Source organism: Acinetobacter sp. FY731 (assembly GCF_059515905.1).
Genome location: NZ_JCAKNB010000009.1, coordinates 59235 through 74826, shown reverse-complemented (window position 1 = coordinate 74826; position 15592 = coordinate 59235). Strand labels below are relative to the sequence as shown.

The 15592-nt window shown below is 36.4% G+C and carries 17 protein-coding genes; 3 read left to right on the top strand and 14 right to left on the bottom strand.

Features of this window, described 5'->3' with window-relative positions; translation table 11 throughout:
• The first annotated feature begins 175 nt into the window (after positions 1–175).
• Positions 176–409 carry a hypothetical protein gene (locus tag AC5YC8_RS11605; protein WP_496119149.1) on the top strand — a complete coding sequence of 78 codons (234 nt, stop codon included), beginning with the start codon at positions 176–178 and terminating at the stop codon, positions 407–409.
• A gap of 161 nt (positions 410–570) precedes the next feature.
• On the opposite strand, the gene AC5YC8_RS11600 is transcribed toward AC5YC8_RS11605, so the two are convergent.
• The 3 genes from AC5YC8_RS11600 to pheS all read right to left on the bottom strand — a co-directional run bounded on the left by AC5YC8_RS11600 (position 571) and on the right by pheS (position 4371).
• Complete coding sequence (locus AC5YC8_RS11600) at positions 571–867, bottom strand: integration host factor subunit alpha (RefSeq protein ID WP_004649746.1); 297 nt, start codon at positions 865–867, stop codon at positions 571–573.
• Positions 864–3245 (bottom strand): phenylalanine--tRNA ligase subunit beta, encoded by a 2382-nt coding sequence (gene pheT, locus AC5YC8_RS11595; RefSeq protein ID WP_496164634.1) that lies wholly within the window; start codon positions 3243–3245, stop codon positions 864–866. The genes AC5YC8_RS11600 and pheT overlap by 4 nt, the downstream gene beginning before the upstream one ends.
• Positions 3246–3390: 145 nt before the next feature.
• Positions 3391–4371, bottom strand: a complete 981-nt coding sequence (gene pheS, locus AC5YC8_RS11590) for a phenylalanine--tRNA ligase subunit alpha (RefSeq protein WP_496119146.1) — start codon at positions 4369–4371, stop codon at positions 3391–3393.
• A 157-nt stretch (positions 4372–4528) separates the two neighbouring features.
• Between pheS and AC5YC8_RS11585 the strand changes: the two genes are divergently transcribed.
• The gene (locus AC5YC8_RS11585) at positions 4529–5569 is read left to right on the top strand and encodes a hypothetical protein (protein ID WP_496164633.1); all 1041 of its coding nucleotides are present in this window, start codon (positions 4529–4531) and stop codon (positions 5567–5569) included.
• A 200-nt stretch (positions 5570–5769) separates the two neighbouring features.
• On the opposite strand, the gene rplT is transcribed toward AC5YC8_RS11585, so the two are convergent.
• Positions 5770–6129: a 50S ribosomal protein L20 gene (rplT, locus tag AC5YC8_RS11580; RefSeq protein ID WP_496119140.1), complete on the bottom strand. Its 360-nt coding sequence runs from the start codon at positions 6127–6129 to the stop codon at positions 5770–5772.
• Positions 6130–6140: 11 nt separating this feature from the next.
• On the bottom strand, positions 6141–6335 hold the full coding sequence (gene rpmI / locus AC5YC8_RS11575; protein WP_001096359.1) for a 50S ribosomal protein L35: 195 nt from the start codon (positions 6333–6335) through the stop codon (positions 6141–6143).
• Positions 6336–6753: 418 nt separating this feature from the next.
• Here rpmI and AC5YC8_RS11570 point away from each other — a divergent pair, with 418 nt between their 5' ends.
• Complete coding sequence (locus tag AC5YC8_RS11570; protein WP_496164632.1) at positions 6754–7485, top strand: TonB family protein; 732 nt, start codon at positions 6754–6756, stop codon at positions 7483–7485.
• A 46-nt stretch (positions 7486–7531) separates the two neighbouring features.
• Here the strand turns inward: AC5YC8_RS11570 and AC5YC8_RS11565 are convergent, their stop codons facing one another.
• From AC5YC8_RS11565 to AC5YC8_RS11525, 9 genes are all read right to left on the bottom strand, one after another.
• The gene (locus tag AC5YC8_RS11565; protein WP_496164631.1) at positions 7532–7960 is read right to left on the bottom strand and encodes a YqaA family protein; all 429 of its coding nucleotides are present in this window, start codon (positions 7958–7960) and stop codon (positions 7532–7534) included.
• 6 nt (positions 7961–7966) lie between these two features.
• Positions 7967–8254 carry a hypothetical protein gene (locus tag AC5YC8_RS11560; protein WP_496164630.1) on the bottom strand — a complete coding sequence of 96 codons (288 nt, stop codon included), beginning with the start codon at positions 8252–8254 and terminating at the stop codon, positions 7967–7969.
• Positions 8255–8316: 62 nt separating this feature from the next.
• Complete coding sequence (locus tag AC5YC8_RS11555; RefSeq protein ID WP_496164629.1) at positions 8317–8934, bottom strand: glutathione S-transferase family protein; 618 nt, start codon at positions 8932–8934, stop codon at positions 8317–8319.
• Positions 8935–9206: 272 nt separating this feature from the next.
• Positions 9207–9755, bottom strand: coding sequence for a translation initiation factor IF-3 (gene infC, locus AC5YC8_RS11550; RefSeq protein ID WP_496119174.1), 549 nt, complete (start codon positions 9753–9755; stop codon positions 9207–9209).
• Positions 9756–9760: 5 nt separating this feature from the next.
• Positions 9761–11683, bottom strand: a complete 1923-nt coding sequence (thrS, locus tag AC5YC8_RS11545) for a threonine--tRNA ligase (protein ID WP_496164628.1) — start codon at positions 11681–11683, stop codon at positions 9761–9763.
• Positions 11684–11905: 222 nt separating this feature from the next.
• Positions 11906–12682 carry a ChbG/HpnK family deacetylase gene (locus AC5YC8_RS11540; protein WP_496164627.1) on the bottom strand — a complete coding sequence of 259 codons (777 nt, stop codon included), beginning with the start codon at positions 12680–12682 and terminating at the stop codon, positions 11906–11908.
• Positions 12679–13104 carry a GtrA family protein gene (locus AC5YC8_RS11535; RefSeq protein WP_496164626.1) on the bottom strand — a complete coding sequence of 142 codons (426 nt, stop codon included), beginning with the start codon at positions 13102–13104 and terminating at the stop codon, positions 12679–12681. The genes AC5YC8_RS11540 and AC5YC8_RS11535 overlap by 4 nt, the downstream gene beginning before the upstream one ends.
• Entirely contained in the window at positions 13077–14066 is a 990-nt protein-coding gene (locus AC5YC8_RS11530; protein ID WP_496164625.1) for a glycosyltransferase family 2 protein, read from the bottom strand. Before AC5YC8_RS11530 ends, AC5YC8_RS11535 begins: the two co-directional genes overlap by 28 nt.
• Positions 14067–14071: 5 nt before the next feature.
• Positions 14072–15535: a glycosyltransferase family 39 protein gene (locus AC5YC8_RS11525; RefSeq protein WP_496164624.1), complete on the bottom strand. Its 1464-nt coding sequence runs from the start codon at positions 15533–15535 to the stop codon at positions 14072–14074.
• Between the last annotated feature and the right edge of the window lie 57 nt (positions 15536–15592).

Below are 15592 nucleotides of genomic sequence, written 5' to 3'. Positions count from 1 at the left end.
TTTTAAACATTTTTCTTTAATCTTTAGTAGCAATTCCCCATGCTCAGTGATAGGATAGCCGCAGACCAGTTAGACTGCTCATGCATTGTTACTGCCTAACAAATTTAGGATAATAAAAGCAAACTACAGGCTAACGTAGGTTATTTTTAATCTAATTCTTTTAGAGAGTGATGCCATGTTATTCAAAAAAATCGCTATTGCTGCTGCAGTTGCTACTACTTTAGCTTTCGTTGGTTGTGCTAAAAAAACTGAAGAAGCTCCTGCTGCTGCATCTGAAGCTGTTGCTTCTGAAGTTGTTGCTGCATCTGACGCTGCTGTTCAAGCTGAAGCTGCTGCTTCTGAAGCTACTGTTGCTGCTTCTGAAGCTATCGATGCTGCTTCTGAAGTTGCTGCTTCTGAAGCTAAATAATCTAACGATTATTTACTCAAAAAAAAGAGAACCTTTCGGTTCTCTTTTTTTATGCCTAAAATTTATAAAAAATCTATTCACTATGCTTTAAGTCACATGTATAACAAAGCCCTTAATAACAATACCGATATTTCATTCAATTAAAGGCATAAAAAAGCAGATCAATCGATCTGCTCATTTCCAACGCGTTGACGGAATTTTTGTCCCGCACGGAAGGTTACAACACGGCGAGCGGAAATCGGAATTTCCTCACCTGTTTTAGGGTTTCGACCTGGACGTTGACGTTTGTCACGTAGTTCGAAATTCCCAAAACCTGAAAGTTTAACTTGTTCCCCAGAGATTAGCGCTTGGCTAATCTCATCGAAGAATAACTCGACCATTTGTTTTGCTTCACGTCGATTTAAACTCGTGAGCTCACTTAAATGATCAGCCATTTCTGCTTTTGTTAGTGCTGTCATGAGGCCCTCAATGTAGCTTGGTAAGTTTGTTCTAAAACTTGAAGTATGTTATCCATACCAGATTTAATTTCAGCATCTTCAAGTGTACGTGATGGATGTTGCCATAACAAAGCAAATGCGAGTGAACGCTTGCCTTCTTCAACACCTTGACCAGTATACACATCGAATAACCAAGTAGAGTCTAATAACTCTCCGCCTGTTTTTTCGATAAGTTGCTGAATTTCGCTAACATTAATCTTATCATTAATTAAAAGCGCAATATCACGTCTAACCGATGGAAATCGTGATAATTCTGTAAAATTAGATACATAAGTTTGCAAAACAGCCTGCTGATCAAGTTCAGCAACCCAAGTTGTGCCCAAATCTAGTGCATTTTCTAAAGATGGGTGTAAACGACCTAAATAACCAATCGATTTTCCATCTACTAAAATTTCAGCAGATTGGCCAGGATGTAACCACGATTTTTCTGAACGTACATATTCAACATTTAAGCGTGCCGCTGCTAAAACTTCCTCTACCTCACCTTTGAAGTCAAAGAAATCCATTGCTTGTACTTTACCATGCCAAGATTCAACACTCTTTGAACCAACAGCAATTAACGCTAAAGTTGGAATCTGCTTAAGATCATGAATACTTGCTGCATCTTGATAATCAAAGCGTAAACCTAATTCAAAGAAGCGAACACGACTTTGCTGGCGATTAATGTTGTATTGTACACATGGAATCAAACTTGATAACAATGTAGAACGCATTACTGCTAAGTCGCTTGAAATTGGGTTTGCCAATGCCAATGGATTCACAGCAGGGTTTAATTGCTTTTCAAGTTTCAAATCCGCAAAACTAAAACTAATTGCTTCTTGATAACCTAGCGCAACAACTGTTTGACGCAATTGTGCAAGTTCAAATTGATCTTTGTATTTTGCAAGTTTTACATCAATAACAGGTAGACTGATTTGAATGTTGTCATAACCATGGATACGTGCAACTTCTTCAATCAAGTCTTGGTAAATAACCATATCGAAACGATGTGATGGTGGTACTACAGTCCACTCACCTTCAGCGTTAACAGTAACAGTGCAACCTAAACGAGTTAAAGCATCTGTAATAAAATCAGATTCAACTTTATAACCAAGTAATTGATCAACTTGAGCTTGCTTCAATTCAATCGCATCGCGTTTTGGCAATAATTCTGTTTTTTCTGCAACAGTAATAGGGCCGAATTCACCACCAGCAAGTTCGCTAATTAATTGTGATGCACGATGCATTGCAATCATTGGCAATTCAAAATCTACACCACGTTCATAACGCTGAGATGCATCGGTATGTAGACCAAAGCTACGCGCACGACCTGCAATATGAAGTTGATCAAAGAATGCAGATTCTAAGAAAATTTCAGTTGTTGTATCTGACACAGCAGATGACAAACCACCCATGATCCCTGCAATTGCAAGTGCTTTATTATCATCTGCAATGACCATTACATTTTCAGAAAGCTCAACCTCTTGCTCATTAAGCAAAGTTAACTTTTCAGCTGCCGTTGCTTGACGAACATGTACCGCACCTTCAACTTTACCGCCATCAAAAGCATGTAAAGGTTGACCTAACTCCATTAATACATAGTTAGTAATATCAACAAGAATACTATGTTGACGGATCCCCGAACGAGCAAGTGCACGCTCCATCCATTCAGGAGTTGGAGCTTTAGTATTTACATTTTTAATCACACGACCTAAATAACGTGGACAACCATCAGTTTCAACAACAACTTTCTTTTCGTCAGTAATTGTTGCAGTAACTTCTTTAATTTCAGGTGCCGTTACAGGAAGTTGGTTAATCACACCAATTTCACGTGCAATACCACGGATACTAAAACAATCACCGCGGTTAGGTGTGATACTAATATCAATCACATTGTCATCAAGGTTTAAATATTCACGAACATTTACACCTACAGGTGCATCAGCAGGAAGTTCTAAAAGACCATCAATTTTGTCTTCTAAATCAATTTCAGATGCACCACAAAGCATACCTTGCGATTCAACACCACGAAGTTTGCCTTTTTTAATTTTGAAATCGCCTGGTAAAACAGCACCAACAGTTGCAACAGGAGCTTTCATACCTACACGTACGTTTGGCGCACCACATACAATTTGAAGTGGCTCACCTGAACCAATATTTACTGTTGTTACACGTAAACGATCAGCATCAGGGTGTTGTACTACTGTTAAAACTTCACCAACCACAACACCTGTAAATGGTTTTGCTGCTGGAGATAAATCATCCACTTCTAAACCAAGCATAGTCAGTTGGTCTGATAGTGTATCGCTATCAATTGCAGGGTTTACCCATGTGCGCAACCAATTTTCGCTAATTTTCATTTATAAAAACCTATATATCTAAATTCTTAATCCCTCCCTAACTCCCTTCAACTAAGAGGAAGAACCTCTCTACTTTTAATTTATTTCGAGAAGTTTCTCTCCTTTTATAAAGGAGAGGTTAGGAGAGAATTTACAAAAAATCTGTTTAAGCAAATTGGCGTAAGAAACGCACATCATTTTGGTAGAACATACGTAAATCGTTAATGCCATAACGAAGCATTGCAAAACGCTCTACACCAAGACCAAATGCAAAGCCTTTATATTTATCTGGATCAATACCTGCAGAACGTAAAACATTCGGATGCACCATACCGCAACCCAATACTTCCAGCCATTTACCGCGCTCATCCATAATATCTACTTCTGCACTTGGTTCAGTGAACGGAAAATAAGATGGACGGAAGCGTACTTTAAGGTCTTTTTCAAAAAATTCGTTCAGCAAGTTCACCAACAAACCTTTTAACTCAGCAAAGCTTGTGTTCTCTGCTACGTATAAACCTTCAATTTGATGAAACATTGGCGAATGTGTTTGGTCTGAGTCGCAACGATATACACGACCTGGACACACAATACGAATTGGCGGTTGCTGAGTTTCCATCGTACGGATTTGCACACCCGATGTATGCGTACGTAAAAGATGGTTTACATCGAAATAGAAAGTATCATGCATTGCACGTGCAGGGTGATGACCCGGAATATTCAATGCTTCAAAGTTGTGATAATCATCCTCAACTTCAGGACCAGTCGCAACAGTAAAACCTGCTTTAGTAAAGAACTGACAAATACGCTCTTGTACTTGCGTAACAGGATGAATACTACCAACAGTTTGACCGCGACCCGGCAATGTAATATCTACAGTTTCGCTTGCAAGCTTTTGTTCTAGTACTGCTTTTTGCAATTCTGCTTGACGCTCCGTTAACGCACCCGTAATTGCTTCACGCACAGCATGAATTTGGGCACCAAAAACTTTACGTTCTTCAGGATCCATTTTACCAAGCGACTTCGATTGTTCAGCAAGCTGGCTTTTTTTCCCTGTAAATTGCACTCGTACTTGATCGAGTGTAGCAAGGTCCTCTGCTGCTGCAATCGCAGCAAGCGCTTCAGTGGTCAGGGCTTCCAGTGACATAGTAACTCTCAAAGCAACAATTTAAAAAATATAATAAAACCACATATTCTAACAGTTTTTAGTCGCTTTTATGAAGTTATGCTGTAAGTAAAATTTGATTAGCATATAGATTTATAAAAAGTATAAGATATTCATAATAACGACGAGATCATTCACGATGGCACTAGATCAAATTTGGAAACAACAATTAACCTTAGTTACTTACGGAAATGAGTTTTTAAATCAAGATTTAAACTTCAATCGTTGGATTAACCACGCTATATTCGATCAACATAGTTTTTTATTCCGTGACTTAATGTCACAACATTTACTTGCACAGCATTTTCATATTTGGCTTGAAGGTCTAAAAAAACAAGGCGTTCAGCGCTTAAGCCTACACAATTCAAACTTACTAAGTGATGAAAAAAATCCAAATACCAATGTAGAACTTCTAGCCTTTCCTCATTTCATTGTGAGCCATGTGGCAAACAAAAAAACAGCATGGATTTTTGGTAAAGAATTACCTGAGTGGTATTTATCTGAAGATGAATACCAAGCACCTCAAAAACAATCAAGCCATTTTCGTCAGGAAGTACTATGGCGCTATGAGCTCAACTCAAAACTTGCAAAGCAACTTGATGTAGATTTTAAACAACCCAATTGGGATGATATTCAAGCTTATATGGCAAATGAATTATTTAATCATCCATATACTCTTGGTTTTCAACGTCCACTCAATGCCAATATGCCTTATACAGGACTTATATTACCAAATAGTGCTGTAGAGGAAATTAAACTTCCTACTGAAAATCACTTATCTTTACTACCAACCGACTATCAAGCTGATTACGCTCACAACACTCTTCACACCATTGAAGCACTTTCAACTTTTATTCAGCAAAAAATACAACATCCATACCAAGATGATGGCAGCGTTATTAGCCCCGATGAACAGCTAAACATACGTAATTTTTCACAGCATATTGACGATTTACATGCAAAATTCATTACGAAAGTTGCCAACCACTATAAAACAGCACAACTTACACCAGTTTTAATCAAAGAGAGCCCATTAGAAGAACCCACTCCATCTAATATCTTAAACCTCAAAAAAGAAAATAAACCTAACCCAAAAACAACCGCCGAAAAATCAGGTGTTTTCACACTTATTTGTATTACCGTTATTATTTGCTTAATTGGTTATTATTTTGGTTTGTAAATATTTTTCAGAATGTTCTTTTAACGCTTTAAGACGCATTTCAAGATTCAAATTAAACAGCAAAGTCACAACTTAATCTGCAATGAAAATTTTAATATTTCAATTGCAATGACAATATTCATATAAAGCTCTATCTACAATAAATTCTAGGCAATAAAAAAGACCGCTAAAAGCGGTCTTTTTTAAATCATCTAAGATGATTAAGCAGCTAATGCGCTTTTCGCTTTTTCAGCGATAGCAGCAAATGCAACTGAATCATGCATAGCGATGTCAGCAAGTACGCGACGGTCGATGATAACTTGAGCTTTTTTCAAGCCAGAAATCATACGGCTGTACGACAAACCATTTTGACGAGCACCAGCATTGATACGCGCAATCCATAAAGCACGGAATTGACGTTTCTTTTGACGGCGGTCACGGTAAGCGTATTGACCTGCTTTGATTACTGCTTGGAACGCTACACGATAAACACGTGAACGCGCGCCATAGTAACCTTTAGCACGAGCAAGAATTTTTTTGTGACGACGATGCGCCTGAACACCACGTTTTACACGAGCCATTTATAATCTCCTTAGATGTATGGGCACATACGACGAACTGAAGCAACGTCACTTACGTGAACCATTACACAGCCGCGCAATTGACGGATACGTTTAGCAGATTTTTTGGTCAAAATGTGGCGTTTGAACGCTTGTTTACGCTTGAAACCGTTTGCAGTCGCTTTGAAACGTTTAGCTGCACCACGGCGAGTTTTTAACTTAGCCATAACAACCTCTTTAAACACCTGTTCGGAACGTTCTGCACCATTGCAACAACGACCTGCAGGTAAGGGAGCACATATTCTAATGCATCCCTGCTCAAAACAAAAGCAATTCTTTTATTTCAGTCAAATAACAGCATATTTATTTTTAGCAAGAATTAACTTAGTGCATATAAATCTATCTTTCATCTAAACAAATTAGCGCATAGTTATAACAATAGTATTTAGTAGATGCTAACAGTAGTCGTTGCTATAAATCACCTAAAAGACAAAGATCTATTTTCTATTAATATAAATAAGGGCAATGAAACTTAAGAAATACGACTTAAATTCATTTAATACTTGCGAGTATTTTTAATTCAGGAAATACTTGCAAAGTTTAATTTATATTTTCGACATATAACTCGATTAAGACCCTCAAATTATGAAAAATGTCCTGTGCGCTACTTTATTGCTTGTATTACCTTTTTCTACAGCATATAGCAAAGAAAATGATGCAACTAAAAAACTAAATGTTCAAAAAAGTGCAGCATTACCAGCGCACTTAACCACTCGTATTCAATGGGAGAAATTTCCTCAACCACAATATAAAAATGAAGATTTAAAAGAAAAAAATCGTGCTGCTATTTTACGCGTTTATGCCGATGAAACAGGTTCGGTAACAAATGCAACAATTCAAGAAAGCACCGGTTTAAAAAATTTAGATGATATTTTAGTTCAAGCTGTTCGTTCATCTAAAGTAAAACCACATCTTGAAGAAGATAATGCTGTTGCTACTATTGGTTTTCAAACATTCAATTTAAGATTTATTGAAGAAGATGAAGTTCAATGCTCATACGCATTCAACTCTAAAAACTGGCTTGCACAAAAATCGGGAGATAAAACATCTTTCCACTATCGCACTCAGCCACAAATTTCACTTGATACAGCAGACTTAAAAGGTCATAACCGTAGCGTAACCTTTAGCTTTAAAGTCAATAAACATGGTGATGTGAAAAAAGTAAAAATTAAAAAAGGTTCGGGTATTTACGACTTAGACCAAAAAGTAATTCAAGCAATTTCCACAGTTCAAGTTGATGTACCACGTAAATTTTGGATTTATAAAAAATCACACTTAAAAGATGAAATTCAGTTTAAACAAGATGGTTGTGTTTAAAGTATTAAAAATGGGTGGCTAAAAAATTAGTCACCCATCACTACCATTAAAATAAACCCTTATAAATCCAATAAATACATAAATATCGACCAACTTTAGCAATTGTGACCACCACTAAGAATCGAACAAAATTTTCTTTTAAAAGTCCTGCTATTAAGGTAATTGGATCGCCAATAATAGGTACCCAACTCAGCAATAAAGACCAAAAACCATATTTTTGATAAATCTTTTGTGCATGAAGCATTTTAGCCTCAGAAACAGGAAACCACTTTTTATTTTTATATTGTTCTATCTTTAAACCTAAATACCAATTCACACACGAACCTAAAACATTCCCTAAACTCGCAACAGTAATCAATAAAGCAATAGACTTACTTCCTTCTGCAAACAATGCCAAAAGTACGGCTTCAGACTGCAAAGGTAATAATGTTGCAGCCCCAAAAGCAGATATAAAAAGTAAAAAATAAGCCCACATTTGGCTTTATTTCAAACCAAGCATTTTCTTAGTTTTCATATACTCTACATTCGACCAAACAATCATTACTACAAGAACAGTGATTCGAGCCCAAAAATACAGATTAGCGACAGGATCAATTGTTGTTTTCATTAAAGCTTGATCTTTTGTATTGAGTTCAACCAAGATATTTTGAACATGAATAGCCTCTACCACAAACAAAGCTAAGCACCCAACAATACCAATAATAATGCTCCAATATATCTTTGGGTTACTTTCTAAAATTCGAGTAAAATTTAAAACAAAGTCTTTCATGCAATACATCCAATAAAAAACCACCGCATTGGGTGGTCTTATATCTTATCATAAATCAAAATTTAAACTTGTATCGCTAGTGCTTTCTGTACAGCAGGACGAGCTTCTATTCGTTCCATATATGCTTTTACATTTGGATAATCATCCAAATTAATTTTTTGCCACTCACAACGACGAATCCAAGGAAAAATAGCAATATCAGCAATTGAATATTCCCCTGCTACAAATTGCTGTCCTAAAAGTTGCTTTTCTAAAACTGAATATAAACGCTTGGTTTCTTTCATAAAACGCTCAATCGCATAAGGAACGTCTTCTGCAGCAAACTTATTAAAATGATGATTCTGCCCTAACATTGGACCAAATCCACCTATTTGCCACATCAACCATTGTTCTACCTCAACACGAGATTGCTCATCTTGAGGATAAAACAACCCCGTTTTACGTCCTAAGTACTGTAAAATTGCACCCGATTCAAACACAGAAATAGCTTGATGATTTGGACCATCCTGATCAACAATTGCTGGAATTTTATTATTTGGAGAAATTCTCAAGAAGTCAGGTTGAAATTGATCATCCTCTAGAATATTGATTGGGGTAATATCATAATCCAAACCCATTTCTTCCAAAGCAATCGCTATTTTCAGACCATTAGGCGTTCCCCAATAATATAGATCTATCATTTTTATCCCTTCTATTCTTTCTATTTCTGTAATATTAAGATCGTTATAGCACAATTTCTAAACTTTATTTGTTACTAAAATTTTATATTTCACACAAAGATTAGAAATAAATTTTTATTCTATTTAATCTAAAAATATCTTAGAAGAATCATATATTTTTACTGATAAGTAATTTTTGATTTATAGGCATATATAAAGTTTAAAACCTAAAAATTTAATATTTTATTCAAAAAAAAAGCACTGCAATTGCAGTGCTTTTTTTATTGAGATGCTTACTTTTTCTTTTTAGGACCAAGAAGCATACCCATTTGACGACCTTCCATTTTCGGTGTTTGTTCTACAACACCTACTTCAACAACATCTGCTTCAATTTTTTGCAATTGAGCAAGACCAAGCTGTTGGTGAGCCATCTCACGACCACGGAAACGTAACGTGATTTTTACCTTGTTACCTTCTTCAAGGAACTTGATAATTGAACGTAATTTTACGTTGTAATCACCAACATCAGTACCAGGGCGTAGCTTGATTTCTTTCACCTGTACTTGATGTTGTTTTTTCTTCGCTTCTTTCTGCTTTTGCTTAAGATCAAACAAATGCTTGTTAAAGTCCATGATTTTGCATACAGGTGGCTCTGCATTCGCCACAATCTCAACTAGGTCAAGATCAACTGCTTCTGCAGCACGAACTGCTTCTGCAAGGCTTACAATACCTTTTTGCTCACCATTTTCGTCTACAAGACGGACTTCTTTTGCACGAATTTCATCATTCAAAGCAGGACGGTTTGATTTTCCGCCCTGTTGATTACGGTCAGGCTGTTTAATCGCTGTTACTCCACAATGTACCGGCCGCGTTCGGCTACGGCTGCTTTTACTAAGTCAACGAAAGCATCGATAGACATAGTACCCAAATTTGTTCCTGAGCGAGTACGGACATTTACAGTACCTTCCTCTACTTCACGGTCACCTAAAACCAATAAGTAAGGAATACGCTCTAATGTACGTTCACGAATCTTAAAGCCGATCTTCTCATTTCTCAAGTCTGAAATAGCTCGAATACCATTTTCTTTAAGTTTTGCGACGACTGACTCACTCGCTTCTGCTTGTGAATCTGTAATGTTCATTACGCATGCTTGAACTGGCGACAACCATGGTGGCATAAAACCAGCATAGTGTTCAATAAGTATACCAATAAATCGTTCAAAACTACCAAGAATTGCACGATGTAACATTACAGGTTGATCACGATCGTTATCTTCTGTAACAAAAGAGGCATCTAGACGCTCAGGCAAGTTAAAGTCACATTGAATTGTACCGCACTGCCATACACGACCTAAACAGTCTTTCAATGAAAATTCAATTTTCGGACCGTAGAATGCGCCTTCACCTGGTTGAAGTTCCCATTCAAGACCTGCTGCATCTAAAGCATCTGCTAAAGATTTTTCAGCTACATCCCAAAGTGCTTCATCACCCACACGTTTTTCAGGACGTGTAGACAGTTTCATTTGAACTTCTTCGAAACCAAAGTCTTTATATACATCTAAAGTTAATTTGATAAAGTCTGCAACTTCTTGACCAATTTGTTCTTTAGTACAGAAAATATGTGCATCATCTTGTGTAAAACCACGAACACGCATAATACCGTGTAATGAACCAGATGGCTCGTTACGGTGACATGAACCAAATTCAGCTAAACGAATTGGAAGATCACGGTAAGATTTCAAACCTTGGTTAAACACCTGTACGTGGCATGGGCAGTTCATTGGTTTTACTGCATAGTTACGGCTTTCTGAATGAGTCGTAAACATGTTGTCTGCATAGTTTGCAGCATGACCTGATTTTTCCCAAAGTGAAAAGTCCACAATTTGCGGAGTTTTAATCTCTAGGTAGCCATTCGCTTGTTGAACTTTACGCATGTATTGTTCAAGAACTTGATAAATTGTCCAACCATTCGGATGCCAGAACACCATACCAGGTGCTTCTTCTTGCATGTGGAATAAGTCTAAAGCTTTACCAATTTTACGGTGATCACGTTTTTCCGCTTCTTCAATACGCTTGATATATGCAGCAAGTTGTTTCTTATCTGCCCAAGCTGTACCGTAAATACGTTGTAGCTGTTCATTTTTCGCATCACCACGCCAGTAAGCGCCCGACATTTTTGTCAGTTTAAATGCTTTTAAGAATTTTGTGTTTGGTACGTGCGGACCACGGCACATATCCAAATAATCTTGATGGTAGTACAAGCCCATTTCTGTTTCTTCAGGCATGTCATCAATTAAACGTAATTTATAATCTTCACCACGCTTCGTAAATTCTGCAATCACTTCATCACGTGGTGTCATTTTTTTGATGACATCATAATCTTGATCGATGAGCTTTTTCATGCGCTCTTCGATTGCTGCCATATCTTCTGGTGTAAATGGTTTTTCGCTAAAAATATCGTAATAGAAACCATCTTCAATGACAGGACCAATTACCATTTTTGCTTCTGGGAATAACTGCTTAACTGCATGACCCACAAGGTGTGCACAAGAGTGACGAATGATGTGAACACCATCTTCATCTTTAGGCGTAATAATTTGTAAGGTTGCGTCTTCTGTAATTAAGTCAGATGCATCAACCAAACGGTCGTTTACACGACCCGCAACTGTATTTTTTGCAAGACCAGGACCGATGCTTTGAGCAACTTCCATCACAGATACGGCATGATCAAATTCTTTTTGATCGCCATTTGGCAAAGTGATAATTGGCATAAAAAATCCTTAAGGAGTGATGCCCCGTACAATAGAGCATGTCACCGCGAGATTATGATCGAGGGAAACCCTCAAAAGATAAAAACGGTGGATAAATAAAAATCAGCTAGAATTTTACACGTCTTAGCCATTTTAATAAACCGTTAATGCCTTTTAAAGCATACGAATTCCTCTTTGAGGACTTAATCATTGCTGTATTTATTGAAGTTTCACCTTAAAACTTTATTCACTAAAAGATTTCCATGACTGTGCTTGGCAGTGATATCTATTCCAAAGGACTAAAAATTCATCACTCATTAGCCATTCATATTCTACACAGCGCGCAGCATATATTTCATCTGTCCAATTTGGATCTTTTTGTGCTGGATGACACATAATCACACTATCATTCGGTGCATTTTTAATCCAATTTTCCCAAAGTAGCTTTAATCCGAACAAATCCGTATTAAAACCATAAATTCCAGAAAATTCAGGATTATGAGGCCACTGTTGCTGAATAAGATTTCGTCTTAATGTATAACCGCCTAAAAAATAGATAATTTTTGCCTTTAAATCTGTTTGATAGGTTTTCGTATTTCGAATAGGAATTTTTTGCTTATAACGCTGTTCTATGCAAGCAAGTAAAGTTTCTCTTACTTGAGGAAATTGATGCACATGTTGATGACCATCAATAAAGTCGGGTCGTTGTCCTATTTTTTGCTCAAAGCTATCTAATTGTTGATGAATAATGCTTTGTAATTCATTTATCTTAAACTTTCTCAAATAAGCTTTTAACAAGACATCTTTTAAAGTACCAACACCAGCAAGCCCTGTTAAGTCAAAATGCAAACCGATGTCTATACAATGACCTTGCAACGCCTTAACTTCATCTTGATGAATTTTACCTAAACTCATAAAACTTGTTGCTTGGATTCTTTTCTTTTCTGCAAGATCAATAACTGCTTGATTTACCGCATGTGAAAAACCCAAGTCATCCACATTGATAATAAGATTTTTCATGAATGAATTTTTCCCTTAAATGCCCAAAATTTAGCAAGAAGAAATGTACAAACAGTAACTAAGAACGTCGCAATAATCCAAATTAAAATGTAGTAAGGTGCACCAAAAATATAAATTCCTGTAGCAAATATAGTTTGATTTAATGCAAAACCAAAAACCGAGCTAACAAACCATTTCGCACACTTAGATTTCCACTCATTTTTTTGCCCATTTGAGTTAAAGGTAAAATTAAAATGACCTGTAAAACCAAAAACAAATGCAATAAGAAAAGCAAAAAAATTTGCCAAATTAGGATGAATAGCAAGAACTTGAACAAAAAATATGAGCGATAAAAAATGTACTAAAGCCGTCAAGCTACCCACAATCAAAAAGAATAATCCTTGCTTTTGAAGACTTACTGATTCTGTTTTTTGCTGTTCCATTTTTTATCCACAATATATAACGGTCTTTGTTTTACTTCATCATAAATACGACCGATATATTCACCAATCACACCTAAACAAATCAGTTGTAACCCTGCCGAGAACATTATACCTACAGCAAGCGTTGGCCATCCTTTTAAATCACGACCAAAAAACAACGTATCACCAATAATGAACAGACCATATAAAATTGCAATAACCGAAACTAAAAAGCCCATCCGTGAAATCCAACGCAATGGCTTTAATGAAAAGGATGTTACGCCTATTAAGGCAAGTTCGAATAAGCTACTAAAGTTAAATGAACTTTTCCCTTCAATTCGTTCTTGTGCTTGGAAAGGTACATAAAGTGTTTTAAACCCAACCCAAGAGTACAAACCCTTCATAAACCTCTGACGCTCAGGTAAAGCCAATACAGCCTCTACCACCTTCCGTTTCATAACACGGAAATCCCCTGCATGTGGCTCTAACTTATAACGTTGAGAATCTTGCATAAAACGATAAAAAATATGCTTATACAACTTTAAAGCAATATGTTCATGGTCTCGTGTTTCTTGTACCGCAGCCACCATATCGATATTTGAGCTTTGAATTGCTTCTAGCATTTCATCCAGCACAGATAATGGATGTTGACCATCTGAATCCATCATAGCAACAAGTTGACCTTGTGCTTCTTTTAACCCTGCACTTAATGCAGCTTCTTTTCCAAAATTTCGAGAAAACTGTATCAACTGAAGATCTACATTCAGCGGCGTAACATCAAGTTTCCTTTGATAGACCTCATGTAAATTATCACGACCACCGTCATCCACAAGGATAACTTCATACTGTCCTGATTTTTGAACAAGCATGTTAAAAAGATCATCCAAAAGAATATCTACATTTTTTGCATCATTGTATGCAGGTAAAATGATCGAAAGTTCAATTGACCGATCCTCTAAAACTTCATGATTTGTTATCAGCATAATATCTATCTATTTTGAACACATGATTTAGGTATAAAAGCTTGCCATTCAACAACTAGCGGCTTTTTATTCGGTACTTTATTCCAGTTAATTTGCCATTCCCCACGATAAAGTACAAGCTGACTATTTTTTTCCAAATCATCAACATAAGGAAGGATTGGTTTTTTGTCTTGCTCCCAAAGCATAAAGCTACCTTTTTGCTCCAAACGTGACAAATTCATCCATGGTGAATATGCGGCTGATGTATCCATCATTACTGAAGGCATTTTATCCATGTCTGTTGCAGCAAGAATTGCAAGCCAATTATCGCCACCAATATTATCTAGCTCACAACGGCTTATTTGCTTCCACTCTTGTTGTGTTCTAAGACTCAACTCTTGTTGAGGCCAATCCATTCGAGATGGTTTTTTGCGAATTTCACCACCAAACTGAACATAACACGCCATTAAAGTTGTAATGATAATGAGCCAAATTATTAAGCCTTTTGCTAAGCCCGATTTGTGCTTTTGAAAAGTCTGATCTGGAATCATTGAAACTAAAATTAAACCTACTAGGCTCCACATGGGCGATGCCCACATATCTCGGATATTTGCACCTGTAACTAAACCAAGTAAAAATAAAAATAAACCAGGAAAAAGCCCCATAAAAAATAAGAAACTTCGATGACTCGTTGGAATATTTTTAATTTTTAATACTAAACTTTTATTACAAAGCAAAATGATTAATAGCGGTAAAAAATTAACAATTTGAGAAGCTAAATATTTAAATGCGGCTAAATGATTTGCACCACCACCATCTTCATGCGAACGAGACTGAATATAAGTAAAAGTTAACCAATCATGTTGATATAACCACCAAATATGTGGACTAAAAATAATGAGTGCTAGAACCACTGCAACCCAAGGTTTTAGGCTTAACCATAAACGACGATAAGACGTTAACAATGAAAATAAAACAATTGAAAACACTAAAATTGCAACAGAGTATTTGGTTAACATACCAATGCCCGTCACAACCCCGAATAACAACCATGTCGTCCATGTATTTTTATTGAGTGCCAAATAGAATAGATAAATCAATCCGGCCCAAATCGGCATTTGGGCAATATTATGATTGAATTCAATTGATGGCCAAGTGTAATAAAAAATAGCGAGAATAAAAATTCCTGAATAAAAAGCTTTCTCTTCAGAAACGATATTTTTACCCAATAAAAATACAAATAATGCTGTGAGCGCTATACAAATTTGACTTAAAATATAAGGCCCAAATGAACCAAAAACACTATAAAAACCGTATAACACCCATGAAGAAAATGGCGGATGCTTATAATAACCAAGCTGTAACTCTTTCCCCCAATAAATACCTTCTGGAACATCCAAAGGAAAACTTGATGAAAGTATCGGTGGCGTTACAGTCCAAAATATAAAATAACCCAATAAAATCAAGATGAACTTTTTTTCAAAACTCATTGCTTTTAACATATAGTATTGCTGCTAATTTTTACCACACATTATACAAACTCACTC

Coding starts and splice junctions, on each gene's coding strand:
- AC5YC8_RS11605 (WP_496119149.1), top strand. CDS start 176: ATGTTATTCAAAAAAATCGCTATTGCTGCTGCAGTTGCTACTACTTTA.
- AC5YC8_RS11600 (WP_004649746.1), bottom strand. CDS start 867: ATGACAGCACTAACAAAAGCAGAAATGGCTGATCATTTAAGTGAGCTC.
- pheT (WP_496164634.1), bottom strand. CDS start 3,245: ATGAAAATTAGCGAAAATTGGTTGCGCACATGGGTAAACCCTGCAATT.
- pheS (WP_496119146.1), bottom strand. CDS start 4,371: ATGTCACTGGAAGCCCTGACCACTGAAGCGCTTGCTGCGATTGCAGCA.
- AC5YC8_RS11585 (WP_496164633.1), top strand. CDS start 4,529: ATGGCACTAGATCAAATTTGGAAACAACAATTAACCTTAGTTACTTAC.
- rplT (WP_496119140.1), bottom strand. CDS start 6,129: ATGGCTCGTGTAAAACGTGGTGTTCAGGCGCATCGTCGTCACAAAAAA.
- rpmI (WP_001096359.1), bottom strand. CDS start 6,335: ATGGCTAAGTTAAAAACTCGCCGTGGTGCAGCTAAACGTTTCAAAGCG.
- AC5YC8_RS11570 (WP_496164632.1), top strand. CDS start 6,754: ATGAAAAATGTCCTGTGCGCTACTTTATTGCTTGTATTACCTTTTTCT.
- AC5YC8_RS11565 (WP_496164631.1), bottom strand. CDS start 7,960: ATGTGGGCTTATTTTTTACTTTTTATATCTGCTTTTGGGGCTGCAACA.
- AC5YC8_RS11560 (WP_496164630.1), bottom strand. CDS start 8,254: ATGAAAGACTTTGTTTTAAATTTTACTCGAATTTTAGAAAGTAACCCA.
- AC5YC8_RS11555 (WP_496164629.1), bottom strand. CDS start 8,934: ATGATAGATCTATATTATTGGGGAACGCCTAATGGTCTGAAAATAGCG.
- thrS (WP_496164628.1), bottom strand. CDS start 11,683: ATGCCAATTATCACTTTGCCAAATGGCGATCAAAAAGAATTTGATCAT.
- AC5YC8_RS11540 (WP_496164627.1), bottom strand. CDS start 12,682: ATGAAAAATCTTATTATCAATGTGGATGACTTGGGTTTTTCACATGCG.
- AC5YC8_RS11535 (WP_496164626.1), bottom strand. CDS start 13,104: ATGGAACAGCAAAAAACAGAATCAGTAAGTCTTCAAAAGCAAGGATTA.
- AC5YC8_RS11530 (WP_496164625.1), bottom strand. CDS start 14,066: ATGCTGATAACAAATCATGAAGTTTTAGAGGATCGGTCAATTGAACTT.
- AC5YC8_RS11525 (WP_496164624.1), bottom strand. CDS start 15,535: ATGAGTTTTGAAAAAAAGTTCATCTTGATTTTATTGGGTTATTTTATA.